The 23,338-nt window shown below is 70.5% G+C and carries 24 protein-coding genes; 17 read left to right on the top strand and 7 right to left on the bottom strand.

What is annotated here, in order from left to right:
- Positions 1-2: 2 nt before the first annotated feature.
- The 12 genes from ABTX60_RS26420 to ABTX60_RS26475 all read left to right on the top strand — a co-directional run bounded on the left by ABTX60_RS26420 (position 3) and on the right by ABTX60_RS26475 (position 12,809).
- A complete protein-coding gene (locus ABTX60_RS26420; protein WP_352099493.1) occupies positions 3-419 on the top strand; it encodes a VOC family protein in 417 nt (138 codons plus the stop codon).
- A gap of 101 nt (positions 420-520) precedes the next feature.
- The gene (locus ABTX60_RS26425; RefSeq protein WP_352099494.1) at positions 521-2,923 is read left to right on the top strand and encodes an ATP-binding cassette domain-containing protein; all 2,403 of its coding nucleotides are present in this window, start codon (positions 521-523) and stop codon (positions 2,921-2,923) included.
- Positions 2,924-3,065: 142 nt separating this feature from the next.
- Positions 3,066-3,341, top strand: a complete 276-nt coding sequence (locus ABTX60_RS26430; RefSeq protein WP_352099495.1) for a hypothetical protein — start codon at positions 3,066-3,068, stop codon at positions 3,339-3,341.
- A gap of 50 nt (positions 3,342-3,391) precedes the next feature.
- A complete protein-coding gene (locus ABTX60_RS26435; protein WP_352099496.1) occupies positions 3,392-3,616 on the top strand; it encodes a hypothetical protein in 225 nt (74 codons plus the stop codon).
- 66 nt (positions 3,617-3,682) lie between these two features.
- Positions 3,683-3,922 (top strand): hypothetical protein, encoded by a 240-nt coding sequence (locus ABTX60_RS26440; protein ID WP_352099497.1) that lies wholly within the window; start codon positions 3,683-3,685, stop codon positions 3,920-3,922.
- A 149-nt stretch (positions 3,923-4,071) separates the two neighbouring features.
- Positions 4,072-5,115, top strand: a complete 1,044-nt coding sequence (locus tag ABTX60_RS26445) for an NUDIX hydrolase (protein ID WP_352099498.1) — start codon at positions 4,072-4,074, stop codon at positions 5,113-5,115.
- A gap of 306 nt (positions 5,116-5,421) precedes the next feature.
- Positions 5,422-6,453 carry an ABC transporter permease gene (locus tag ABTX60_RS26450; protein WP_352099499.1) on the top strand — a complete coding sequence of 344 codons (1,032 nt, stop codon included), beginning with the start codon at positions 5,422-5,424 and terminating at the stop codon, positions 6,451-6,453.
- A gap of 80 nt (positions 6,454-6,533) precedes the next feature.
- Positions 6,534-8,219 (top strand): ABC transporter substrate-binding protein, encoded by a 1,686-nt coding sequence (locus tag ABTX60_RS26455; RefSeq protein WP_352099500.1) that lies wholly within the window; start codon positions 6,534-6,536, stop codon positions 8,217-8,219.
- Positions 8,220-8,293: 74 nt separating this feature from the next.
- Entirely contained in the window at positions 8,294-9,286 is a 993-nt protein-coding gene (locus tag ABTX60_RS26460; RefSeq protein WP_352099501.1) for an ABC transporter permease, read from the top strand.
- 27 nt (positions 9,287-9,313) lie between these two features.
- On the top strand, positions 9,314-10,414 hold the full coding sequence (locus ABTX60_RS26465) for an ABC transporter ATP-binding protein (RefSeq protein WP_352099502.1): 1,101 nt from the start codon (positions 9,314-9,316) through the stop codon (positions 10,412-10,414).
- Positions 10,415-10,440: 26 nt separating this feature from the next.
- The gene (locus tag ABTX60_RS26470; RefSeq protein WP_352099503.1) at positions 10,441-11,538 is read left to right on the top strand and encodes an ABC transporter ATP-binding protein; all 1,098 of its coding nucleotides are present in this window, start codon (positions 10,441-10,443) and stop codon (positions 11,536-11,538) included.
- Between the two features lie 506 nt (positions 11,539-12,044).
- A complete protein-coding gene (locus ABTX60_RS26475) occupies positions 12,045-12,809 on the top strand; it encodes a glycoside hydrolase family 12 protein (protein ID WP_352099504.1) in 765 nt (254 codons plus the stop codon).
- A gap of 170 nt (positions 12,810-12,979) precedes the next feature.
- Here ABTX60_RS26475 and ABTX60_RS26480 read toward each other — a convergent pair whose 3' ends face one another.
- Together ABTX60_RS26480 and ABTX60_RS26485 are read right to left on the bottom strand one after the other, a co-directional pair.
- Positions 12,980-13,120 carry a hypothetical protein gene (locus tag ABTX60_RS26480; RefSeq protein ID WP_502992399.1) on the bottom strand — a complete coding sequence of 47 codons (141 nt, stop codon included), beginning with the start codon at positions 13,118-13,120 and terminating at the stop codon, positions 12,980-12,982.
- Positions 13,121-13,180: 60 nt separating this feature from the next.
- On the bottom strand, positions 13,181-14,536 hold the full coding sequence (locus ABTX60_RS26485) for a dipeptidase (RefSeq protein WP_352099505.1): 1,356 nt from the start codon (positions 14,534-14,536) through the stop codon (positions 13,181-13,183).
- Positions 14,537-14,726: 190 nt separating this feature from the next.
- On the opposite strand from ABTX60_RS26485, the gene ABTX60_RS26490 reads away from it, so the two are divergent.
- Positions 14,727-15,968 carry a geranylgeranyl reductase family protein gene (locus ABTX60_RS26490; RefSeq protein ID WP_352099506.1) on the top strand — a complete coding sequence of 414 codons (1,242 nt, stop codon included), beginning with the start codon at positions 14,727-14,729 and terminating at the stop codon, positions 15,966-15,968.
- Between the two features lie 51 nt (positions 15,969-16,019).
- Here the strand turns inward: ABTX60_RS26490 and ABTX60_RS26495 are convergent, their stop codons facing one another.
- Complete coding sequence (locus ABTX60_RS26495; protein WP_352099507.1) at positions 16,020-16,469, bottom strand: nitroreductase family deazaflavin-dependent oxidoreductase; 450 nt, start codon at positions 16,467-16,469, stop codon at positions 16,020-16,022.
- A 124-nt stretch (positions 16,470-16,593) separates the two neighbouring features.
- On the opposite strand from ABTX60_RS26495, the gene ABTX60_RS26500 reads away from it, so the two are divergent.
- The 3 genes from ABTX60_RS26500 to ABTX60_RS26510 all read left to right on the top strand — a co-directional run bounded on the left by ABTX60_RS26500 (position 16,594) and on the right by ABTX60_RS26510 (position 19,288).
- A complete protein-coding gene (locus tag ABTX60_RS26500) occupies positions 16,594-17,301 on the top strand; it encodes a TetR/AcrR family transcriptional regulator (RefSeq protein WP_352099508.1) in 708 nt (235 codons plus the stop codon).
- 83 nt (positions 17,302-17,384) lie between these two features.
- Positions 17,385-18,626 carry a sensor histidine kinase gene (locus ABTX60_RS26505; RefSeq protein ID WP_352099509.1) on the top strand — a complete coding sequence of 414 codons (1,242 nt, stop codon included), beginning with the start codon at positions 17,385-17,387 and terminating at the stop codon, positions 18,624-18,626.
- A complete protein-coding gene (locus ABTX60_RS26510) occupies positions 18,623-19,288 on the top strand; it encodes a response regulator transcription factor (RefSeq protein WP_352099510.1) in 666 nt (221 codons plus the stop codon). The genes ABTX60_RS26505 and ABTX60_RS26510 overlap by 4 nt, the downstream gene beginning before the upstream one ends.
- On the opposite strand, the gene ABTX60_RS26515 is transcribed toward ABTX60_RS26510, so the two are convergent.
- Entirely contained in the window at positions 19,249-19,533 is a 285-nt protein-coding gene (locus ABTX60_RS26515) for a DUF6332 family protein (protein WP_352099511.1), read from the bottom strand. The genes ABTX60_RS26510 and ABTX60_RS26515 overlap by 40 nt on opposite strands.
- Before the next feature lie 78 nt (positions 19,534-19,611).
- A complete protein-coding gene (locus ABTX60_RS26520) occupies positions 19,612-21,105 on the bottom strand; it encodes an MFS transporter (protein ID WP_352099512.1) in 1,494 nt (497 codons plus the stop codon).
- Between the two features lie 86 nt (positions 21,106-21,191).
- Here ABTX60_RS26520 and ABTX60_RS26525 point away from each other — a divergent pair, with 86 nt between their 5' ends.
- Positions 21,192-21,587, top strand: coding sequence for a MarR family winged helix-turn-helix transcriptional regulator (locus ABTX60_RS26525; protein WP_352099513.1), 396 nt, complete (start codon positions 21,192-21,194; stop codon positions 21,585-21,587).
- A 19-nt stretch (positions 21,588-21,606) separates the two neighbouring features.
- On the opposite strand, the gene ABTX60_RS26530 is transcribed toward ABTX60_RS26525, so the two are convergent.
- Both ABTX60_RS26530 and ABTX60_RS26535 read right to left on the bottom strand, forming a co-directional pair.
- A complete protein-coding gene (locus ABTX60_RS26530) occupies positions 21,607-22,335 on the bottom strand; it encodes a maleylpyruvate isomerase family mycothiol-dependent enzyme (RefSeq protein WP_352099514.1) in 729 nt (242 codons plus the stop codon).
- Between the two features lie 65 nt (positions 22,336-22,400).
- A complete protein-coding gene (locus tag ABTX60_RS26535) occupies positions 22,401-23,279 on the bottom strand; it encodes an SDR family oxidoreductase (protein WP_352099515.1) in 879 nt (292 codons plus the stop codon).
- Positions 23,280-23,338: the final 59 nt, after the last annotated feature.

Below are 23,338 nucleotides of genomic sequence, written 5' to 3' on the forward strand. Positions count from 1 at the left end.
CCATGGACCTTCGCATTCACGCCAGTTTCCTTCCGCACGACGACCCGGACGCCGCCCTGGCGTTCTACCGCGACACCCTCGGCTTCGAAGTCAGAAACGACGTCGGGTACCAAGGCATGCGCTGGATCACGGTCGGCCCCGTCGGCCAGCCCGGCACGAACATCGTGCTGCACCCGCCGGCCGCCGATCCCGGTGTCACCGATGACGAGCGCCGCACCATCGCCGAGATGATGGCCAAGGGCACCTACGCCAGCATCGTCCTGGCCACCACCGACGTCGACGCCACCTTCGAGCGGGTGCAGGCGGGCGACGCCGAGGTGGTCCAGGAGCCGGTTGACCAGCCCTACGGCGTTCGCGACTGCGCCTTCCGCGACCCCGCGGGCAACATGGTCCGCATCCAGCAGCTGAAGGCGCCGTAGCAGCCCCCGAACCGCACCTTCCCCGCGCCGCTCCCCGGGAGCCGGCGCGGGGGAACGAGATCGCCCGAGCGCGGCAGCGCCGCCCGACAGATGGAGACCCCATGAGCAAGGCCACGACGACGGACAGACAGTCGCCCGGGCCGCACGTTGCCGACAGCCATGACGTGATCCGTGTGCACGGTGCGCGCGAGAACAACCTCAGGGACGTCAGCATCGAGATTCCGAAGCGCCGGCTCACGGTGTTCACCGGTGTCTCCGGTTCGGGCAAGAGCTCGCTGGTGTTCGACACGATCGCCGCGGAGTCGCAGCGGCTGATCAACGAGACCTACAGCGCCTTCCTCCAGGGGTTCATGCCGAACCTGGCCCGGCCCGAGGTCGACGTCCTGGACGGGCTGACGACCGCGATCGCCGTCGACCAGCAGCGCATGGGCTCCGACCCCCGCTCCACCGTCGGCACCGCCACCGACGCCAACGCGATGCTGCGGATCCTCTTCAGCCGGCTCGGCACCCCGCACATCGGCCCGCCCGGCGCGTTCTCCTTCAACACCGCCTCGGTCTCGGCGAGCGGCGGCTTCACGGTGGACCGCGGTGCCGACAAGACCAGGACCGAGAAGGTGTCCTTCAGCCGCACCGGCGGCATGTGCACACACTGCGAGGGCCGGGGCACGGTCTCCGACATCGACCTCACCCAGCTCTTCGACGACTCCAAGTCGCTGTCCGAGGACCCGTTCACCATCCCCACCTACACCGGGGGCGGCTGGGTGGTGCGGGTCATCGCCGAGTCGGGCTTCTTCGACAAGGAGAAGCCGATCCGCCAGTACACCAAGAAGGAGCGGCACGACTTCCTGTACCGCGAGCCGGTCAAGGTGAAGATCAACGGCGTCAACCTCACCTACGAGGGGTTGATCCCGAAGCTGCAGAAGACGTTCCTGTCCAAGGACCGCGAGTCGATGCAGCCGCACATCCGGGCCTTCGTGGACCGGGCGGTCACCTTCTCCCGGTGCCCCGAGTGCGACGGCACCCGGCTCAGCGAGCTCGCCCGTTCATCGAAGATCGGCAAGGTGAACATCGCCGACGCCTGCGCCATGGAGATCCGCGACCTGGCGGAGTGGGTGCGCGGGCTGGAGGAGCCCTCGGTGGCGCCGCTGCTCACCAAGCTCCGGCACACCCTCGACTCGTTCGTGGAGATCGGCCTCGGCTACCTCTCGCTCGACCGGGCGTCGGGCACGCTCTCCGGCGGCGAGGCGCAGCGCACCAAGATGATCCGCCACCTCGGCTCCTCTCTCACGGACGTCACCTACGTCTTCGACGAGCCCTCCATCGGCCTCCACCCGCACGACATCGAGCGGATGAACAACCTGCTCCTGCGCCTGCGGGACAAGGGCAACACCGTGCTGGTCGTGGAGCACAAGCCGGAGACGATCGCCATCGCCGACCATGTCGTGGACCTCGGCCCCGGCGCCGGCACGGCGGGCGGCACCGTCTGTTTCGAGGGCAGTCTGGAAGGACTGCGGGGCAGCGGCACCGTCACCGGCCGTCACCTCGACGACCGGGCCAAGGTCAAGGCGACCGTCCGCAAGCCCTCCGGCGCGCTGGAGATCCGGGGCGCCTCGGCGAACAACCTGCGCGACGTCGACGTCGACATCCCGCTCGGCGTCCTCACCGTCGTCACCGGCGTCGCGGGCTCCGGCAAGAGCTCCCTGCTGCACGGCGCACTGCCCCGGCAGGCGGGGGGAGAGGGCGTGGTGGCGATCGACCAGACTCCGATCCGCGGCTCCCGGCGCAGCAACCCGGCGACGTACACCGGACTGGCCGATCCGATCCGCAAGGCCTTCGCCAAGGCCAACGGCGTGAAGCCGGCCCTGTTCAGCGCCAACTCCGAGGGCGCCTGCCCCACCTGCAACGGCGCCGGCGTCATCTACACCGACCTGGCGATCATGCAGAGCGTGGCCACGCCCTGTGAGGAGTGCGAGGGCAGACGCTTCGAGGCGTCGGTGCTGGAGTACCGCCTCGGCGGCCGGGACATCAGCGAGGTGCTGGCGATGCCCGTGTCCGAGGCCGAGGAGTTCTTCGCCGGCGGTGAGGCCCGTACGCCCGCCGCGCACCGCATCCTGCAGCGGCTCGCGGACGTCGGGCTCGGCTACCTCACCCTCGGCCAGCCGCTCACCACGCTGTCCGGCGGCGAGCGGCAGCGGCTCAAGCTGGCCACGCACATGGGCGAGAAGGGCGGCGTGTACGTCCTCGACGAGCCGACCACCGGGCTCCACCTCGCGGACGTGGAGCAGCTGCTCGGCCTCCTCGACCGGCTTGTCGACTCCGGCAAGTCGGTCATCGTGATCGAGCACCACCAGGCGGTCATGGCGCACGCCGACTGGATCATCGATCTCGGCCCCGGCGCGGGCCACGACGGCGGGCGGATCGTCTTCGAGGGCACCCCGACCGATCTCGTCGAGGCCCGCTCCACGCTGACCGGCGAGCACCTGGCGGCCTACGTGGGCGCCTGACGGGGTCTTCGGAGGCCGTGAGGCGAGCCCCGCATTACTCGCCTCACGGCCTCCATGTCAGATATAAAGTACAAATGCGGTGATTATCGGCACCTGTCGCGGGCACTCCGTCTCCTGAATCCCCCACGGAACGGAGCCGCAGATGATCATCAGGAAGATGCACGAGATGGGCGTCCGCAGCGAGCACGCCTACATGGCCGGCATGGCCTCCATCGGCCTCAGCGTCGTCGCCTGGATGGGCTCCATGAAGGTGGAGGGCGGCACCGGCCTCGCCCGCGCCGACCGCTGGGGCATCTTCGTCGGTGAATGGGCGCCCACCTTCTTCGGTCTCGGCCTCGCCCTGTCCCACTACGAGCAGCAGGACGGCACCCTCACCGCCGACGTCCACGAGTTCCGGCCGACGCGGAAGGCGGGCTGAACGGCCCATCCCGGCGCGCGGCCGGCACCGTCGCCGCGCACCCTGGTGCCATGGCGTCCGTGAAACCCGTCGTGGTCTACCCGCCCGCCGCGGACGGCGGCCGCCGGGTCCGTGTGGACGACCAGTTCCTCGGCATCGCCTACGGGCCGCTCGACGTCGCCGAGTTCCTGCGGCGGGCGGGGATCGAGGACGCGGACGCGGCGTACGTGGCGGCGTCCGGGCTCATCGAGTGGCGCGGCGGCGGCTCCGGCACCTGGGGCACCGGCCCCGAATGAAGCCGCCGCTTCGCCCGAACGGCCCAGTGGCGTGACCCCGGGGCCCGTCCGGCAGTTGGGTGGGGCATGAAGAAGCGCAGCATGCTCGCCATCGCCTCCCTGGCCACCGGCTTCGCCGTCGCGGCGATCACCCCGTCGCACGCCATCGGAGAGAAGATCCCCGCCATCAACGTGGACGAGACCCTCAAGACGCTCGACCAGACGGTCGGCGGAGAGGGCCTGTCCGTGGACGGGAAGGACGGCGTACAGAAGAAGAAGGGCGTTCAGAAGAAGGGCGCGAAGAAGGCCGCCCACAAGAAGGGCTGACGAGTCGCCCCGGCCGCGGCCCACGGCGCCGGCGCTCCCTGTGTGAGAGGGGGGCGTCGGCGCCGTCGTCATGCGCCCTCAACTGCGGCTGGTTTCCGTGGCAGGGTGGAGCGGGCAAGCCTCAGGGGGCCAACAGAAGAGGGGGACCTGTGACCGTCGTCTGGATCAACGGCGCGTTCGGTGCGGGGAAGACCACCACCGCTCGGGAACTGATCGAACTGATCCCGAACAGCACGCTCTTCGACCCGGAGGTCATCGGTGGCGCGCTAGCCCACCTGCTGCCGCCCAAACGCCTCGCCGAGGTCGGCGACTTCCAGGACCTGCCGATCTGGCGACGGCTCGTGATCGACACCGCGGCCGCGATGCTCGCCGAGCTCGGCGGGACCCTCGTCGTGCCCATGACCCTGCTGCGCCAGGAGTACCGCGACGAGATCTTCGGCGGCCTCGCCGCGCGCAGGATTCCGGTCAGCCACATCCTGCTCGCCCCGGCCGAAACGATACTGCGGGAACGAATAGCGGGTCGTGAGGTGCCGCGGGACCTTCCCGACGGGGACATGCGAATACGCCAGTGGTCCTTCGACCACATCGAGCCGTACCGGACCGCCCTCGCCTCCTGGCTCACCGCCGACGCCCACCCGGTCGACACCAGCGACCTCACTCCGTACGAGACGGCCGTGCGCATCGCCGGGGCCGTGACCGACGGGTCCGTGCCCGTCTGCGACATCGTGCAGACGCCCGAGCCCACCGCCGAGACCGTCGCCGCCGGGGTGCTCCTCTTCGACGAGGAGGACCGGGTGCTGCTCGTCGACCCCACGTACAAGGCCGGCTGGGAGTTCCCCGGCGGTGTCGTCGAACCCGGTGAGGCACCCGCGCGCGCCGGCATGCGGGAGGTCGCCGAGGAGACCGGCATCCACCTCGACGAGGTGCCGAGCCTGCTCGTCGTCGACTGGGAGCGCCCAGCGCCCCCCGCGTTCGGCGGTCTGCGTCTCCTCTTCGACGGCGGCCTGCTGCACTCCGCCGAGGCAGGCCGGCTGCTGCTCCCCGGCCCGGAACTGCGCGCCTGGCGGTTCGTCACCGAGGCCGAGGCCGCCGACCTGCTGCCCCCCGTGCGCTACGAGCGGCTGCGCTGGGCCCTGCGCGCACGTGAACGGGGAGCCGCGCTCTATCTGGAGGCCGGAGTGCCGGTCGGCTGACGCCGGGCCCGCCGCCCGTCCCCTTTACCCGGCACGGGGGATTCCGAGGGAAAAGCAAAAGGAAACAACGGCGTGGCCACGGCCAATCGCTGCCCAAGGAATCTCCCGCGAACGCTCACGCCCCGGGTAATCACATTCCCTGCACTCGTCAACACTTTTCCATCTCAGCAAACAATCCCTTTTCTCGCCCCTGCGCGGCTTGACCGGGCTCGCACACGGTTGCGAAAGTCCGCAGAGTCTCACGGCGGAAGCAACGACCGCCACTCAATTTCCTTGCCCCAGGGGCAGATCCGGGATGTCCGTACGATGACCACGCAACACCAGCCGGTCGACACCGGCGGCGGCACCGCGCTGCTGACCGAGCCGTCGGCCCAAGGCTCCAGACCCGACGGCACGGCAGTCGCCGGCCGCTCACCGGCCCGGATGGCCTGGCGGCGGATCAGGCGGGACAAGGTCACCACGATCGCCCTGGCGGCCACCCTCCTGTTCATCGCGATCGCGCTCCTCGCCCCGGTGCTCACCGCACTGACCGGCTGGGGGCCGATCACTCCCGACAACAAGGCGATCAATCCGGACACGGGCAATTTCCCCTACGGATCGCTGGGCGGCATCAGCGCCAAGCACCTGCTCGGCGTCGAGCCGGGCACGGGCTACGACCTGTTCGCCCGCATCGTCTACGGCCTGCGCACCTCGCTCTGGGTGGGTTTCGCCTCGGCCCTGCTGTCCACCGCGGTCGGTGTGGTGGCCGGGCTCGCCGCCGGATATTTCGGCGGCTGGGTCGACTCCCTGTTGTCCCGGATCATGGACGTGATGCTGGCGTTCCCCCAGCTGCTGTTCATCATCGCGCTCACCCCGGTGATCCAGAACGCCCTGCAGACCAACAGCCACGGCGGCACCGACGAGAACCTCCGGCTGCTCGTCCTGGTCCTCAACATCGCGGTGTTCGCCTGGGCGTACACCGCCCGCCTGGTGCGCGGGCAGGTACTGTCCCTGCGCGAGCGGGAGTTCGTCGATGCCGCGCGGCTGATGAGCGCCGGCCGTCGGCACATCCTGTTCCGGCAGCTGCTGCCCAACCTGTGGGCGCCGATCCTGATCTCCTTCGCGCTCGCCGTCCCGCAGAACATCACCACCGAGGCGGCGCTGTCGTACCTGGGCGTGGGCGTCATCCCGCCCAACCCCGACTGGGGAGCGCTGCTCTCGGACGCCTCCCAGTTCTTCCTGCAGGACCCGATGTACCTCTTCGTGCCCGGCGTCCTGCTCTTCCTCCTCGTGCTGGCACTCAACCTGCTCGGGGACGGCGTCCGGGACGCCCTGGATCCCCGCGCCCGGCGCGGCTGACAAGCCACCCCCCCCCGAGTGTCGCCCCGGCGGTCCCACGAACGGCCGCCGAGCCCGTAGCAAGAAACGGAGTTTCCCCCATGATGCGCACCACGCGTACCACGCGCAGATCGCGCACGGTCGCTCTCACGGCAACCGCCGTGGTGATCGCCCTCGGAGCCACCGCATGCGGAGGGTCCTCCGGCAGCAGCGCCGGCGGCTCCCCGTCGAAGGGCGGCACGCTGACGATCCTCGACGACGCCGACTTCAACCACATCGACCCTCAGCGGACGTACACCACCGAGGGTTCGAGCATGGACTACGAACTCGTGCGCACCCTCACCGGATGGGACGAGACGGGCTCCCAGCCCAAGCTGGTCGGTGACCTGGCGACCGACACCGGAACGCCCAGCAAGGGCGCCACGGTGTGGACGTTCCACCTGCGCCACGGGGTCAAGTGGCAGGACGGCAGCGAGGTCACCGCGCAGGACGTGAAGTACGGCGTCGAGAGGGCCTTCTCACCGGACATCAACGGCGGCCCGCCGTACGCCAGTCAGTGGCTGGTCGGCGGTGACTCCTACAAGGGCCCGTACCAGGGCAAGCAGCTGGCCTCGATCCAGACACCGGACAAGTACACCCTCGTCTTCCATCTCAACCAGCCCGTCGCCGACTTCGACGAGACGACGGCGATGACCGGATGGTCGGCGGTCCCCAAGGCCCACGACACGGGCGCCACGTACGACCTGCACGTCTGGTCCGACGGGCCCTACATGATCAAGTCGTACAGCAAGGGCAAGGAACTGGTCCTCGTCCGGAACAAGAACTGGAACCAGTCGAACGACCCGATCCGGCAGCAGAACCTCAACGAGATCGACGCGAAGTTCGGGCAGGACCAGGCCGCCATCGACCAGCAGATCAAGGCCGACGGCGGAGCCGCCCAGACCGCGATCACCCAGACACCGATCGCCGGCTCCGACCTGACGACGCTGGCAGGCGACCCGTCGCTCAAGTCGCGCTATTACAAGATCCCGGCCCCGGGCATCAACTACCTCGCGATCAACCTCAACCGGGTCAAGGACCTGAAGGTCCGCCAGGCGATCGAGTACGCCATCGACAAGACCACCGTGCGCGGCGCCTTCGGCGGGTCGGCCTACGGCAACTACGCCACCACGATGCTGGCCCCCGGCATCGACGGCCACAAGGACTTCAACCTCTACAGCAGCAACCCCGCCGGTGACCTCACCAAGGCCAAGGCCCTGATGAAGCAGGCCGGCAACCCCAAGCCGACGATGTCCATCGCGGTGGAGAACGTCCCCACCCACGAGCACTTCGCGGAGGCCGTGAAGACCGCGCTCTCCAAGATCGGCATCACGGTGAACATCACCCCGATCGACAAGAACAACTACTTCAGCACTGTCGACAACGTGAAGAACCAGTACGACCTGACCTGGGGCGACTGGATCGCGGACTGGCCGAACGCCTCCACGGTGCTCCCCACCCTCTTCGACGGGCGGCAGATCAAGAAGCTCCCCCAGTCCAACAACGACCTCTCCTACCTGAACGACCCGAAGGTCAACGCGCAGATCGACAAGATCGGCAAGATGACCGACATCAAGCAGCGCAACGCGGCCTACGGGAACCTGGACGAGCAGATCCTCAAGGACGCCGCCGTGGTCCCGCTGATGTACATGAACTTCAGTGAGGTGAGCGGCTCGAAGGTCGGCGGTGTCATCGACGACTCGATCATGGCCGAACCCAGCCTGGTGCACGCCTACATCAAGCAGTGACACCTCTCCTCTGAACCCCGCCGGCGGCCTCGGCCGCCGGCGGGCACCCCACTCACGTCAGGTCCCGGCACCCCATGTTTCGTTACCTCATCAGACGCCTGCTGGCAGCGGCCGTGATCATGCTGGTGATCACCACGATCACCTTCTTCATCTTCTTCGCGCTGCCGTCCAACCCCGCGCTCCTGGCCTGCGGAAAGACCTGCTCGCCCTCCCGCCTCGCGGAGATCAAGCACTCGCTGGGCCTGGACCAGAGCTACCTGACGCAGTACTGGGAGTTCGTCAAGGGGCTGGTCGTGGGCCGCGACTACGGCGACCAGAGCGTCCGCATCCACTGCGGCGCGCCCTGCCTCGGCATCTCCTTCCAGACCGACACCCCCGTCCTGACCACGCTGCTCCAGGACTTCCCGGCGGACCTCTCCCTCGGGCTCGGCGCCGCCGTGGCGTTCCTGATCCTGGGCGTCGGCCTCGGCACCGTCGCCGCGGTGCGCAGGGGCCGGGCCGCCGACAAGGCGGCGGTGGGACTCGCCCTGTTCGGTGTGTCGGTGCAGATCTACTTCATCGGTCTGCTGCTGCTGTACCTCTTCGTGGACAAGTTCCAGATCCTGCCGACCTCCGGCTACACGCCGTTCACGGAGGACCCGGCCGGCTGGTTCCAGGGGCTGATCCTGCCCTGGGCCACCCTCGTCATCGTCTACCTCGCGATGTACACCCGGCTCACCCGCTCCTCCATGCTGGAGGTCTTCGCCGAGGACTACATGCGCACCGCCCGTGCCAAGGGCCTGCCGGCCGCCACCGTCGTCCTCAAGCACGGACTGCGGGCCGCGATCACCCCGATCATCACCATCTTCGGCATGGACGTCGGCTCCCTGATCGGCGGCTCCGCGGTCATCACCGAGTCGGTGTTCGGCATCAACGGCATCGGCAAGCTCGCCGTCGACTCCGTCCAGAACTCCGACCTGCCGGTCATCCTCGGCACCACGCTCTTCGCCGCGACGTTCGTCGTCCTCGCCAACGTCGTCGTCGACCTGGTGTACGGCCTCGTCGACCCGCGCGTGCGCCTCGCCTGAGCCCTTCTTCGTCCTTTAGGAACATCCGTGTCCGTTCAGACCTCACCGCAGCCCGCGGACGTCGCCCCCGCGCCCGCGCCCTTCCTCGACGTACGCGACCTGAGGGTGCACTTCCCGACCGAGGACGGCCTCGTCAAGTCCGTCGACGGCGTCTCCTTCACCCTGGAGAAGGGCCGGACCCTCGGCATCGTCGGCGAGTCCGGCTCCGGCAAGTCGGTGACCTCACTGGCCCTGCTCGGACTCCACAAGGGCACCCGCGCCCAGGTCTCCGGCGAGATCTGGCTGGAGGGCAGGGAACTCGTCGCCCTGCCCGAAGCCGGGATGCGTGCCCTGCGCGGCCGTACCGTCTCCATGATCTTCCAGGACCCGCTGTCCGCGCTGCACCCCTTCTTCACCGTCGGCTCCCAGATCGCCGAGGCCTACCGGGTGCACCACAAGGTCTCCAAGAAGGAGGCGAAGGACCGCGCGGTCGAGATGCTGAAGCGGGTCGGCATCCCGCAGCCCGAGCGCCGGGTCAGGGACTACCCGCACCAGTTCTCCGGCGGTATGCGCCAGCGCGCCATGATCGCCATGTCGCTGGTGTGCGACCCGGCGCTGCTCATCGCCGACGAGCCGACCACCGCCCTGGACGTCACGGTCCAGGCGCAGATCCTGGACCTGATCCGGGACCTGCAGGAGGAGTTCGGCTCCGCCGTCGTCATCATCACGCACGATCTCGGCGTGGTCTCCGACGTCGCCGACGACATCCTGGTGATGTACGGCGGCCGCCGCATCGAGTACGGCACCACCCGCGAAGTGCTCAAGCAGCCCCAGCACCCCTACACCTGGGGCCTGTTGCAGTCGATGCCGCACCTCGGCGGCGACGTCGGCGAACGGCTCAACCCGATCCCCGGCACCCCGCCGAGCCTGATCAACCTGCCGGACGGCTGCTCCTTCCACCCCCGCTGCGCCTACAAGGGCTGGGCGACGGAGGGCCGTTGCACGGCGGAACGGCCCGAACTGCGTCTGGTCTCCGGCAGCGAAGGGCACCTCGCCGCCTGCCATCTCAGCGATGACGCCAAGCAGGAGATCCGCGGCGGGGCCGGTCCGGCCGACCGCGACGCCGCGGCCGCACGGGCCGCGCAGTGACGCCGGCGGACGAAAGGGACCATGCCGTGAGCACCACCGAGCCCCGCACCGGGCAGAGCACCGACCGCCCCGCCGGCGAGAACCCCGGCGAGAGCCTGCTGGAGGTACGCGGTCTGCAGAAGCACTTCCCGATCCGGCAGGGCATCATCTTCCAGCGGCAGATCGGGGCCGTCCGCGCCGTCGACGGCATCGACTTCTCGGTCGGCCCCGGCGAGTCGCTGGGCCTGGTCGGTGAGTCCGGCTGCGGCAAGTCGACCACCGGCCGCCTGATCACCCGGCTGCTCGAACCCACCGGCGGCTCCGTCGTGTTCGACGGTGAGGACATCACGCACCAGTCGGCCGCACGGATGCGGGAGGCCCGCCGCAACCTCCAGATGATCTTCCAGGACCCCTACTCCTCGCTGAACCCCCGGCACACCGTCGGCACCATCGTCGAGACGCCGATGCGGCTCAACGGCATCAACCCGCCGCAGGGCCACAAGAAGCGCGCCCAGGAACTCCTGGAGACGGTCGGGCTCAACCCCGAGCACTACAACCGCTACCCGAACGAGTTCTCCGGTGGTCAGCGCCAGCGCATCGGGATCGCCCGCGCCCTCGCCCTCAGGCCGAAGCTGATCGTGGCCGACGAGCCCGTCTCCGCGCTGGACGTCTCCATCCAGGCGCAGGTCGTCAACCTGCTCCAGGACCTCCAGCGGGAGTTCGGCATCGCCTTCGTCTTCATCGCCCACGACCTGGCCGTCGTACGGCACTTCTCCGAGCGGGTCGCCGTCATGTACCTCGGGAAGATCGTCGAGGTCGCCGACCGGGAGTCGCTCTACACGCGGCCCCGGCACCCCTACACGCACGCGCTGCTGTCCGCCGTGCCCGAGGCCGACCCGGACGCCGTCGGACGGCGTGAACGCATTCGGCTGGCCGGGGACGTGCCCTCCCCGATCGACCCGCCCTCCGGGTGCCGCTTCCGCACCCGCTGCTGGAAGGCGCAGGACAAGTGCGCCCTCGAGGAGCCGGCGCTGGTGCGCGTCGAGGGCAGCCCTTCGGGGCACCTGACCGCCTGCCACTTCCCGGAGGAACCGTCCGTCACGGCACGTGAGGAGGACATCGTCCTGGACCCGGCCCTCGGCTAGGCCGTTTCGTCTGGATCATCGGGCGGACCAGGAAGATGCCCGCGATGTGGAGCCGGTGGCCTGCCGCCCCGGCTGCCGCGACACCACTACGGGACCGGTGGATGCCGGTGCGCGCCGCCGGCGCCGAACAGCTCTCCGGCGGTGGTCGCGGCAGCCACCACCGTGGCTGAACTCCGGGCGCTCGTGTCGCGGCGGTGACGGCCGCTGTGTGCCCGCCCACCGGGGCTCGTGTGGCGCTGCCCCGGGTCGTGTTCCGGAGCGCCGTGCGTGATCGAAGCGCTTCGACGATCAGGTCGGCTGGTGAAAGAAGTGTGTCTTCCTGCGCAGAGCCTTGCTGTTCAAACGCTCCGTCATTACTGTCCGCAGACGCAAGCGCTTCGACACTTCGCACCTGCTCTGGCAAGCCGGGTGCTCGGAAGTAAGGGGACCGAGCACCGTTCCGGCGTCAGAGTCCGCCACCAGACCGGGGGGTCCGGAACAACCCATCGCCGTCCTTGGAGGGACACATGAGATGGCAAGCCGGTAAATCCATCAGCAGCAAGCCGGCCGGCTTCGGTCGGCTGGCCCTGATCGTCGCCGTGATCGCCGGGTTCCTGAGCTTCGCGTCACCGGCGCAGGCCCAGGTGTACGCCACCTGCGACCAGTGGGGTCAGTACACCCAGGGCAGCTGGACGATCTACAACAACATCTGGGGCGAAAGCCACGGCACGCAGTGCCTGACCGTCAACAGCGTCAAGTCCTGGTACGTCGATGCCAATCACTCCGGCGGCGGGATCAAGTCCTACCCGAACACCTCGGTCCGGCCCCAGACGCCGCTGTCGCAGCTGAACTCGGCGGGCTTCTGGTACAACACGTCGTCGGCTCCCGTCGCCGGCGGTGACCACTGGAACTGGACGAGCGACATCTGGTCGGCCGGCAACCAGGACGAGATCATGGTCTTCACCAGCTGGTCCGGGACGGCAGGCGGCTGGGGAAGGCAGATCGCGTCCAACGTGACCATCGGCGGCGTCCTGTACGCGTCGGTCTGGCAGGCCGATCCGGGCTGGAACGTCCTGCAGCTCATTCCCGCCCGGCAGAGCAATACCGGCACCATCGACGCCTCGGCGGTCTGGCGATGGGCCGCATCGCAGAACCTCCTGCGCAACACCACCTTCGACACGATGCAGTTCGGCCTCGAGATCACCTCGACCAGCGGTGCGCAGAAGCGGTACTCGCTGAACACCTACAGCGCCTGGTGGAGCAACACCTCCGGTGGCGGATCCAGCATCTAGCCCCAATACGCGAGAGACGACGGTGCACTCCGTCCGCGCGTAGAGACGAACGCCGCAGCGATTTCCCAACGCATACCTTTCCGCCGGGCCTCGAACGAACAATTCCGGCGGAAGCGGGAGATGGAGCGCGATGCCGGCGTGCACGTGCCGGGGATGCCGGCCCAGGGCCGTCACAACCCCGGCGACCGGGGCTCCGGAGCCTGCCGGGCCGCGTCGACCAGGGTCGATTCGCCGCCGTCGCGCCACGGGTAGGCCTGGCCGGCCGGGAAGCGCAGCAGGCGCAGACGGGGGAGCAGCTCGATGACGTCCACGCACGGACCGCAGGAAAGGCCCCCGTCCGGGACGAGGGCCTTCCGCTGTGGGCAGAGCGGTCAGCTCGCCGCGTAGTTGCGCAGGAACAGTGCCTCAGCCACCGACAGCCGCTCCAGTTCCCCGGGGGACACGCTCTCGTTCACCGCGTGGATCTGCGCCTCGGGCTCGCTCAGACCGATGAGGAGGATCTCCGCACGCGGGTACAGCGCGGCCAGCGTGTTGCACAGCGGGATGGAACCGCCCTGCCCCGCGTACTGCATCTCCTGACCCGGGTAGGCCACCGCCATCGCGGCCGCCATCGCCTGGTACGCCGGGCTGGTGGTGTCGGCGCGGAACGGCTGGCCCTGGCCGATCTGCTCGGTGCTCACCCGGGCACCCCACGGCGTGTGCGCCTCCAGATGCGCCTGGAGCAGCTTCGTCGCCTCGCCCGCGTCCACGCCCGGCGGCACCCGCAGGCTGATCAGCGCGCGGGCACCGGCCTGCACGGACGGGGTGGCGCCGACCACGGGCGGGCAGTCGATGCCGAGGACGGTGACGGCGGGGCGTGCCCAGATACGGTCCGCGACCGTCCCGGACCCGATCAGCCCGACGCCGTCCAGGACCTTGGCGTCCTGCCGGAACTGCGCCTCGTCGTACTGCAGTCCCTCCCAGCCCGCGTCGGCGGAGAGCCCCTCGACGGTCGTCGAGCCGTCCTCGGCGCGCAGCGAGTCCAGCACCCGGATCAGCGCGGCCAGGGCGTCGGGTGCGGCACCGCCGAACTGGCCCGAGTGCAGATTGCCCGCGAGGGTGTCGACCTGGAGGCGCACCATCGTCATGCCGCGCAGGGTGGAGGTGACGGTCGGCAGGCCGACGCGGAAGTTGCCCGCGTCGCCGATGACGATCGTGTCCGCCTCCAGCAGGCCGGGGTGCTCCTCGGCGTATCGCTCCAGACCGCCGGTGCCCATCTCCTCCGAGCCTTCGGCGATCACCTTCACATGGACGGGCACGCCGCCGTTCGCCTTCAGCGCGCGCAGGGCCAGCAGGTGCATGATCACGCCGCCCTTGCAGTCGGCGGCTCCGCGCCCGTACCAGCGCCCGTCACGCTCGGTCAGCTCGAAGGGCGGGGTCGTCCAGGCGGCCTCGTCCAGCGGCGGCTGCACGTCGTAGTGGGCGTAGAGCAGGACGGTCTTCGCGCCCTCCGGGCCGGGCAGGTAGCCGTAGACCGACTGCGTGCCGTCGGGGGTGTCGAGCAGGGCCACGTCCTCGAAGCCCTCGGCGGCGAGCGCATCGGCGACCCAGCGGGCGGCGCCCTCGCTCTCGCTCCTCGGGAACTGGTCGAAGTCCGCCACCGACCGGAAGGCCACCAGTTCGGTGAGCTCCTGCTTCGCCCTGGGCATCAGCGAGGCGACGGTCTCGGCGACCGGATTCGACGACATGGGCACGCTCCTCGTGGGTGCGACGTTGTAAGGATGCGTACCTCTCGGTACGCGTGATCGTGTGGTGTGGGCGCGTCCCCTTGTAAGGGCCACCCACGCCGCCGATCCTCCCACAGCGGCCTGCGGTGACCGCCGCCGTAGGATGCGGGAGTCAGCGGCAGGCGGCTTTGATCGGGAGCAACAGACCATCGTGAGCAGCGAGAACTCTTCGGCGGACGACGTGCGGCAGGTGTGGGACGTCGTCGTGGTGGGCGCGGGACCCGCGGGTGCTTCGGCCGCGTACGCGGCGGCGGTGGCCGGCAGACGCGTGCTGTTGCTGGAGAAGGCGGAGCTGCCGCGGTACAAGACGTGCGGCGGAGGCATCATCGGCCCCTCGCGCGACGCCCTCCCGCCCGGCTTCGAGCTGCCGCTCAGGGACCGGGTGCACGCGGTGACGTTCTCCAGCAACGGCCGCTTCACGCGCACGCGCCGCTCCAGGCAGATGCTCTTCGGGCTGATCAACCGGCCCGAGTTCGACCAGCAGCTGGTCGAGCACGCGCAGAAGGCGGGCGCCGAGCTGCGCACGGGCGTCACCGTCCAGCGGGTCGAGCAGCACGGCTCGACGGTGCCGGACCGGCGCACGGTCGCCGTGGTCCTGCAGGGTGGCGAGGTCGTGCTCGCGCGGGCCGTCGTCGGGGCGGACGGCAGCGCCAGCCGGATAGGGGCGCACGTCGGGGTCAAGCTCGACCAGGTGGATCTCGGCCTCGAGGCGGAGATCCCGGTGCCGGACACCGTCGCGGAGGACTGGAAGGGCCGGGTGCTCATCGACTGGGGTCCCATGCCCGGCAGTTACGGCTGGGTCTTCCCCAAGGGCGACACCCTGACCGTCGGGGTCATCTCGGCTCGGGGCGAAGGCGCCGCGACCAAGCGGTACTTGGAGGAGTTCATCGGCCGACTGGGCCTCGCGGGGTTCGAACCGAGCGTCTCCTCGGGGCACTTGACCCGCTGCCGCGCCGACGACTCGCCGCTCTCGCGCGGGCGGGTGCTGGTGTGCGGCGACGCTGCGGGGCTGCTGGAGCCGTGGACCCGTGAGGGCATCTCCTTCGCGCTGCGGTCCGGCCGGCTCGCGGGGGAGTGGGCGGTGCGGATCGCCGAAGCGCACGACGCCGTGGACACGCGCCGGCAGGCTCTCAACTACGCGTTCGCGATCAAGGCCGGACTCGGGGTGGAGATGAGCGTCGGCAGGCGGCTGCTGACGGTGTTCGAGCGCCGCCCCGGGTTGTTCCACGCGGCGCTGACGGGCTTCCGCCCGGCGTGGAGGGCGTTCAAGGAGATCACGCAGGGCTCGACGTCGCTGGGCGAGATCGTCCGTACGTACCCGGTGGCCCAGCGGGTCCTGACCGCACTGGACCGGCGTCCCGCCGCGGGTGGCGAGGCCGGCCCGGCGGAGTGATCGGCCGCTCGCCGTGATCTTCCCTTCACCGTGCTCGCCCCTGCACCGTGATCAGCCTTGCACCGTGATCTCGAAGACCGGGTGGTCGGGTGCGATGCGGCGCAGCCGGTCGTCCGGGGAGTCGGGGCCGACGCCGTTGAAGAAGACCCCGACCTCCGCCTTCCAGCGCTTGAGGTAGGCGCGCAGGATGGGGGTCTTGTCGTCGTCGCCCACCTCGGCCGCGGTGAAGGCGTCCACGTGCTTGCCGAGGTGCAGTTCGCCGCCGCCCGCTGCGCGCATGTTGTGCGTCCACTGCACATGACCGCGGGGGGCGACCAGGTACTGCCTGCCGTCCAGGGTCAGCAGGTTGACCGGGGTGGTGCGCCACTGGCCGCTCTTGCGGCCCCGGACGGCGAGGACCCGGGAGCCCCAGACACTGATGCCGCGGCGGGTCAGCCAGGCCACGGAGCGGTTGAGGACGTTGACGGTGAACCAGCCGGGCTTCTGGACGTGCGTGGACATGAGGTCCCCCTCTTTGTGAGCACTGCTCTCTGTTGAGGTTCAGTCTGCCTGCGATCGGCGCCCCAAGCAAGAGCAGTGCTCTCTTTTGTGTGCACCGCTCTGCTCTCGTGGCACACTTTTCCGTATGAGCACCGCACACGGCGCCCGTGCCCGGGCCAGGATCGAAGTGACCGCGGCCATCAAGGACGAGGCGCGCAGACAGCTGGCGGCGGAGGGCGCCGCCCGGCTCTCCCTGCGGGCCGTCGCGCGTGAACTGGGCATGGTCTCCTCCGCGCTGTACCGCTACTTCCCCAGCCGTGACGACCTGCTCACCGCACTCATCATCGACGCCTACGACTCCCTCGGCGAGAGCGCAGAGGCCGCCGGCGAGGCGGCGGCCGGCCCCTTCGAGCGCTGGATCGCGGTCTGCGAGGCGGTGCGGCGCTGGGCGCTGGACCATCCGCACGAGTACGCGCTGATCTACGGATCGCCCGTGCCCGGCTACACGGCCCCCGAGGTCACCGTCCCGGCCGCCGCCCGCGTCGGCCTCCTGCTCATCGGCATCACGCGCGACGCCCACCACGGTCCGGGCCTTGCCCGGCCTTCCCTGCCGGCCGCCCTCCGCCCGGAGGCCGAGCGGATGGCCGCCGATCTCGCCCCGGATCTCCCCCCGGAGGTGGTGACCGCACTCGTCGCTGCCTGGGCCCAGCTGTACGGGCTGGTCGGCTTCGAACTGTTCGGCCAGTTCAACCGGGTGGTGGAGGACCGGGAGACGTTCTTCCGGCACGCGGCGGAGCAACTGGCCAGGGGGGTGGGGCTGGTGCCCGGCCCGGGTAGGCCGCCGGCCCGGTGATCACGCGTACTCTCCTGGGAGTACGCGTGATCACCACGCGGGGCTGACGCGGCTGCGAGGCCGTGGCGTCTAGCGTGGCCGGTATGGACGAGCAGCGTGCGCGGGGCGGTCCGCCGCAGTGGTGGCGGCACGGGCCCGCGTCCGGGGACCGGTGGGATGGGCGGGAGCCGCGGTGGCCCTGGCGGTCCACGGTCCTTGTGACCGTGTTCGTCCTGGCCGGATCGAGCTTCGCCGCCCACGGACAGCAGGTCGAACGGGCGGAGCCGGATCTCTTCGCACGGGTGATGCTGCTGGCGGCCTGTGGGGCGCTGCTGTGGCGGAAGCGGTATCCGGTGGCCGTGGTGTTCGGCACGGCGGCCGCCGTCATGGTCTATCTGGGGGCCGGGTATCCCTACGGGCCGGTGCTCTTCACCGTCGCTCTGGCCTGCTTCAGCGCCATCGTCGCAGGGCACCGCCGGGCGGCGTGGACCGCCATGGGCATGCTCTGGGCCGGGCACGTCCTGGTGGCGCACTGGCTCTTCAGGTGGCTGCCGCCGTCCGGGGACTCCGCCGTCTCCTGGGGTGAGGAGATCGTGGTCGCCGCCTGGGTGGTGGCCGTCGCGGCCGTGTCGGAGCTGTTCCGTGTCCGGCGCGAGCAGTGGGCACGCGAGCGGGCCGAGCGGGCCGAGGCCGCCCGGCGGCGGGCCGACGAGGAGCGGCTGCGGATCGCGCGGGAGCTGCACGACGTCCTCGCCCACAGCATCTCCGTCATCAACGTCCAGGCGGGCGTCGGCCTCGCTCTGCTCGACACCGACCCCGAGCAGGCCCGCACCGCCCTCACCACGATCAAGGACCAGAGCAAGGAGGCGCTCGGCGAGGTGCGCCAAGTGCTCCACACTCTGCGCGCCCCCGGCGACGCGCCCCGCACGCCTGCTCCCGGCCTCGACCGGCTGCCCGAACTGGTGGAGCAGGCCGCGAGCGCAGGCCTCACAGTGGAAGTCGAGGGGGAGCCGCCGCGCCTCGGGCCGGGCGCGGACCTGGCCGCCTTCCGGATCGTCCAGGAGGCCTTGACCAACGTCGTACGGCACTCGGGTTCACGGCACGCGCGCGTGCACCTCGCGCACGACGCGGGCATGCTGCGGCTGCGCGTGGACGACGACGGGCCCGCGACCGGCGCCGACGCGGGCGGCAGCGGCAACGGGCTCGCCGGGATGCGGGAGCGGGCCGCCGCCCTGGGGGGCACCATCGTGGCGGGACCCCGCCCGGACGGTGGGTTCCGGGTGCTCGCCGTGCTGCCGCTGTCGGCATCCGCCGGCACCGCCGGACCGCACCAGGAGGACCCGTGATCCGTGTACTGCTCGCCGACGACCAGTCACTGGTGAGGGCGGGATTCCGGGCGCTGCTCGACGCGCAGCCCGGCATCGAGGTGGTCGCGGAGGCCGCCGACGGCGCGGAGGCGGTGCGCCGGATCCGTGAACTGCGGCCCGACGTCGTGCTGATGGACATCCGCATGCCCGTGCTCGACGGCCTTGCCGCGACCCGTCAGGTCACCGCCGACCCGGACCTTGGGGTCGTCAAGGTGGTCATGCTCACCACCTTCGAGCTCGACGAGTACGTCTTCGAGGCGATCCGCTCCGGCGCCTCCGGCTTCCTGGTCAAGGACACCGAGCCGGACGAACTCCTGCGCGCCGTACGGGCGGTGGTAGCGGGAGACGCACTGCTGTCGCCGGGGGTGACGAGGCGGCTGATCTCCGAGTTCGCCTCCCGCTCGAGGGAACCGGCGGCGGCCGGCGTGCTGGACCGGCTCACCGAGCGGGAGCGCGAGGTGATGGCGCTGGTGGGGATGGGCCTGTCCAACGAGGAGATCGCCCGTCGTCTGGTCGTCAGCCCGCTCACCGCGAAGACCCACGTCAGCCGCACGATGGTGAAGCTCGGTGCTCGCGACCGGGCCCAACTGGTCGTGTTGGCCTACGAGTCGGGGTTGGTGCGGCCGGGCTGGCTGGGCTGATCCGCCCTCCGGAACCGGAGCAGCACGCTGACGACGCGGGCGGCGAAGAGCACCGGCGCCAGCACCAGAGCGGCCCACACCAGCAGCCGCTCCGGCGTCTCCGGCAGGTCGAAGAGCAACGCGGGCCCGGCCACGGCTCCGAAGACCACCGCCGCCGCGAAGGCCGCACTGCACAGCGCGTACCCGATCTCGACGGTGATGGCATCCCGTTCGGCCTGACTGCGCCGTCCCCCGTGACTGGTCATACGGCGAGTCAAACAGCCGTGCGCCCGGCGGGCAAGGCAGCCCGCCGGGCGCACGGTCGGAGGCGCCCCCCGGTCGCGCTAGTCGCGTACGGCGACGCGCTCCGCCTCCTCGGGGATGGACCTGGCGACGATGACGGACTGCCCGGCGGACGTCCGGTCCCGGCGGGGACGCAGACCCGTGAGGGTGATCAGCAGTCCGGCGAGGGCGACGAGCGTCACGACCAGCAGGCCGGGCCGGTAACTGTCGAGCACGGCCTGCGGGGAGGGATGGGCGCCCTGGGGGGAGTTCGCGGTCACCACCGCCGTCACCACGGCGAGGAAGATCGCGCCGCCGACCTGGACCGAGGTGTTGAGCAGCCCGGAGATCATGCCCTGCTCGTGCTCGTCGACGCCGTTGGTGGCCTGGACGTTGAGGGACGGGAAGGTCAGCGCGAAGCCGGAGCCGACCAGCAGCATCGTCGGCAGGATCACCGCCGCGTAGACCGGGTCGAGGTCGATGCGCAGGAAGAGCACGTACCCGGTGACCATCAGGGCGAAGCCCAGCACCATCAGCCGGGCGGTGCCGAACCGGTCGATGACGGATCCGACCTTCGTCGCGGAGAGCGCCACCAGAGCGCCCGCCGGCAGGAAGGCCAGGGCCGTGTGCAGCGCGGACCAGCCGAGCAGCTGCTGCATGTACAGGGTGACCAGGAACTGGAAGCCGATGTAGCTGCCGACGAACGTCAACGCGCCCAGTTGTGCCCGCACTTGCGGCCCGGAGCGCAGCACGCCGAGCCGGATCAGCGGGCTGGGGCTGCGCCGCTCGACGGCCACGAAGGCCGCCAGGAGCATGGCCACGGCGGCGAAGGACAGGACGGTCCGGGCCGAGGCCCAGCCCGCCTCGGGCGCCTCGACGACGGTGAAGACGAGCAGCAGCATCGAGGCGGTGCCCAGCACGGCGCCCGGGAGGTCGTAGCCGCCCCGGCCGCGTTCGCGCTCGCTGCGCGGCAGCAGCTTCAGACCCACGGCCAGGGCGATCAGCGCGATCGGGGCGGGCAGGAGCATGGTGAGGCGCCAACTGGCCTCCGTGAGCAGGCCGGAGAAGACCAGGCCCATCGAATAACCGGTGGCGCCGCAGGTGGTGTAGATGGCGAGGGCGCGGTTGCGCAGTGGGCCCTCGGGGAACGTCGTGGTGATGATCGACAGGCCGGCGGGGGCCGTGAAGGCCGCGCTCAGGCCCTTGACGAAGCGGCTGGCGATGAGCAGCGGCCCCGAGTCGACGAGACCGCCGAGCAGCGAGGCGAGTGCGAAGACGCCCAGCGCCACCAGGAAGACCTGCCGCCGCCCCAGCAGGTCGGCGGCGCGTCCGCCGAGGAGCAGCAGGCCGCCGTAGCCCAGGATGTAGCCGCTGACGATCCATTGCAGTGCCGAGGTCGACAGGCCGAGGTCGGCGCCGATGGACGGCAGGGCGACGCCGACCATGGACACGTCCAGGGCGTCCAGGAACATCGCGGCGCAGAGCACGAGCAGGGTGCCCCACAGTCGCGGCGTCCAACGCCCCTCGGACGTGGGGGAGATGAGCGGAGAGGTCATGCCCTGGACACTACATGCGTATGCATGGGATGCAAACGCATTTAATTCAGGTGCAACAATCTCCGTGCTCTGTTACGGTGCGGCGCATGACGGCTCAGCAGGCCGAGCAGGCCCTCGTGGAACAGTGGCGGGACATCCTGGCGCTGCACGCGCGGACACAGTGCGAACTCGACCGGGCGCTGCACGGCCACGGCCTGTGCGCCAGCGACTTCGAGGTGCTCGACGTCCTCGCCGGGTGCCGGACGCCGAAGGGCACGCCGTCCTACCGCGTGCAGGAGATCTCCGAGCGGGTTCACCTGAGCCAGAGCGCGCTGTCGCGGCTGATCGCCCGGCTGGAGAAGGAGGGACTCGTCGAGCGCGGCATGTGCTCCGAGGACCGGCGCGGCGTGAAGGTGTGTCTCACCGCCAAGGGGCGCGCGCTGCACGGCGAGGTGCTTCCCGTGCAGCGCGCGGTCCTGGCGAGGACGCTCGCCGACGACTGATCGCCCGTCGGCGGTCTGCTCAGATCGCCGACGTCTCCCGCCACAGGCTCGCGAGCGCCTGGTCACCCGCCGCGGTCGGCAGAGGAGCCCGGTTCCACAGCGCCAGGTACAACTGCTCGGCCCCGGCGGACAGTTCGCACTCGGCCTCCCCGGACGCGTCCCGTGTGGTCATGGGCGGCTCCGGCGACAGCCGTACCGTCCACACCGCGCCGGTGTCCTCCGCGCGGATCCGCAGGACGCGCGGTCGCGGGGTGCGTACCCGGCTCCTGGAGCGGCCGTGGAAGCCGAGCAGCAGTTCGTCGATGCCGTCGGTCGCGAACTCCGGGGCCACGGGGGCAGGGGCGCCGCCGCGCGCGGACTCCGCGTCGACCCGGTGCACCGCCGTCTCGTGCGCCTGCCGCCTCGCCCAGAACGCCAGCGGGGACGGCGCGGGCAGGAAGGCGAAGCACTCCACATCCGGCGAGGCGCCGGCCAGCGTGTCGACGAGGTCCCGGTGGCCGGCGCGGTACCAGGCCACGAGCTCCCCGCCGTCGAGATCGGTGGGTTCGGCCGGCGGGCGCGGTTCGGTGAGCCGCTCGGCGACGACGGCGGCGGCCCAGCGGTGCACCGCGCCCGTGTGCCGCAACAGGTCGCGCACCTGCCACTCGGGGCAGGTCGGCACCTTCGCGTCGGTCCCCGCCTCCTCGGCGGCCGCGGCCAGCAGCCGGCCTTCCGTCTCCAGTGCTTGAAGGAACTCGGCGGTCTCCATGGCGCCGAGTCTGCCGCATGAAGCGCTCTCCAGGCCCGGGAGTTTCCGGAGGCCGGCCGCGGTGCCTACGGCAGCGGCGTCCCGCCCGTCGCGTTGACGATCTCGGCGGTGATGTACGACGCCTCCTGCGAGGCGAGGAAGACGTACGCCGGAGCCATTTCGGCAGGCTGTGCGGGCCGGCCGATGGGGGCCTGCTTGCCGAACGTCTGTGTGTCCGGCAGGGTCGCCGGGATCAGCGGCGTCCACACCGGGCCGGGCGCCACCGCGTTGACGCGGATGCCCTTCTCGATCAGCATCTGCGCCAGCCCCTGCGTGAAGGTGACGATCGCGCCCTTCGTCGTCGCGTAGTCCAGCAGATGCGGACTGGGCTTGTACGCCTGCACGGACGTGGAGTTGATGATGCTGCCGCCCTCCGGGATGTGCGGCAGGGCCAGCTTGCACAGCCAGAACATGCCGTACAGGTTGGTGCGCAGCACCCGGTCGAACTGCTCGGTGGTGATCGCCTCGATGCCGTCCGGCTGGGACATCTGGTACGCGGCGTTGTTCACGAGCACGTCGATCCGGCCGAACTCGTCCACGGCGCGGTCGATCAGCGCCCGGCAGTTCCCCTCCTCCCGTACGTCGCACGCGACGGGCACGGCGCGCCGGCCGGCCTCCTCGACGAGCCGGGCCGTCTCGGCGGCGTCGTCCTTCTCGTCATCCAGATGGGTGAACAGCACGTCGGCACCCTCGCGGGCGAACGCCAGGGCGACCGCACGGCCGATCCCGGAGTCCCCGCCGGTGATCACGGCCTTGCGGCCCTCCAGCCTGCCGCTGCCCCGGTAGGACTCCTCACCATGGTCCGGGGGCGGGTCCATCGGCCCCGTCCAGCCGGGGTGCGGCTGGTCCTGGGAGGGAAACTCCGGCGTCGGGTGCTGCTTTCCGGGGTGCTGCTGTTCGGTCACGGGTCTGCCTCCTCGTGCACGGGGTACGGCCCGGTGATCACCACGGGCGTGGACACGGG

The organism is Streptomyces sp. NPDC126510, assembly GCF_040302345.1.
Classification (GTDB): domain Bacteria; phylum Actinomycetota; class Actinomycetes; order Streptomycetales; family Streptomycetaceae; genus Streptomyces.

Coding starts and splice junctions, on each gene's coding strand:
- ABTX60_RS26530 (WP_352099514.1), bottom strand. CDS start 22,335: ATGGAGACCGCCGAGTTCCTTCAAGCACTGGAGACGGAAGGCCGGCTG.
- ABTX60_RS26495 (WP_352099507.1), bottom strand. CDS start 16,469: ATGTCCACGCACGTCCAGAAGCCCGGCTGGTTCACCGTCAACGTCCTC.
- ABTX60_RS26435 (WP_352099496.1), top strand. CDS start 3,392: ATGGCGTCCGTGAAACCCGTCGTGGTCTACCCGCCCGCCGCGGACGGC.
- ABTX60_RS26505 (WP_352099509.1), top strand. CDS start 17,385: ATGGACGAGCAGCGTGCGCGGGGCGGTCCGCCGCAGTGGTGGCGGCAC.
- ABTX60_RS26450 (WP_352099499.1), top strand. CDS start 5,422: ATGACCACGCAACACCAGCCGGTCGACACCGGCGGCGGCACCGCGCTG.
- ABTX60_RS26420 (WP_352099493.1), top strand. CDS start 3: ATGGACCTTCGCATTCACGCCAGTTTCCTTCCGCACGACGACCCGGAC.
- ABTX60_RS26520 (WP_352099512.1), bottom strand. CDS start 21,105: ATGACCTCTCCGCTCATCTCCCCCACGTCCGAGGGGCGTTGGACGCCG.
- ABTX60_RS26425 (WP_352099494.1), top strand. CDS start 521: ATGAGCAAGGCCACGACGACGGACAGACAGTCGCCCGGGCCGCACGTT.
- ABTX60_RS26500 (WP_352099508.1), top strand. CDS start 16,594: ATGAGCACCGCACACGGCGCCCGTGCCCGGGCCAGGATCGAAGTGACC.
- ABTX60_RS26515 (WP_352099511.1), bottom strand. CDS start 19,533: ATGACCAGTCACGGGGGACGGCGCAGTCAGGCCGAACGGGATGCCATC.
- ABTX60_RS26440 (WP_352099497.1), top strand. CDS start 3,683: ATGAAGAAGCGCAGCATGCTCGCCATCGCCTCCCTGGCCACCGGCTTC.
- ABTX60_RS26460 (WP_352099501.1), top strand. CDS start 8,294: ATGTTTCGTTACCTCATCAGACGCCTGCTGGCAGCGGCCGTGATCATG.
- ABTX60_RS26485 (WP_352099505.1), bottom strand. CDS start 14,536: ATGTCGTCGAATCCGGTCGCCGAGACCGTCGCCTCGCTGATGCCCAGG.
- ABTX60_RS26455 (WP_352099500.1), top strand. CDS start 6,534: ATGATGCGCACCACGCGTACCACGCGCAGATCGCGCACGGTCGCTCTC.
- ABTX60_RS26430 (WP_352099495.1), top strand. CDS start 3,066: ATGATCATCAGGAAGATGCACGAGATGGGCGTCCGCAGCGAGCACGCC.
- ABTX60_RS26475 (WP_352099504.1), top strand. CDS start 12,045: ATGAGATGGCAAGCCGGTAAATCCATCAGCAGCAAGCCGGCCGGCTTC.
- ABTX60_RS26525 (WP_352099513.1), top strand. CDS start 21,192: ATGACGGCTCAGCAGGCCGAGCAGGCCCTCGTGGAACAGTGGCGGGAC.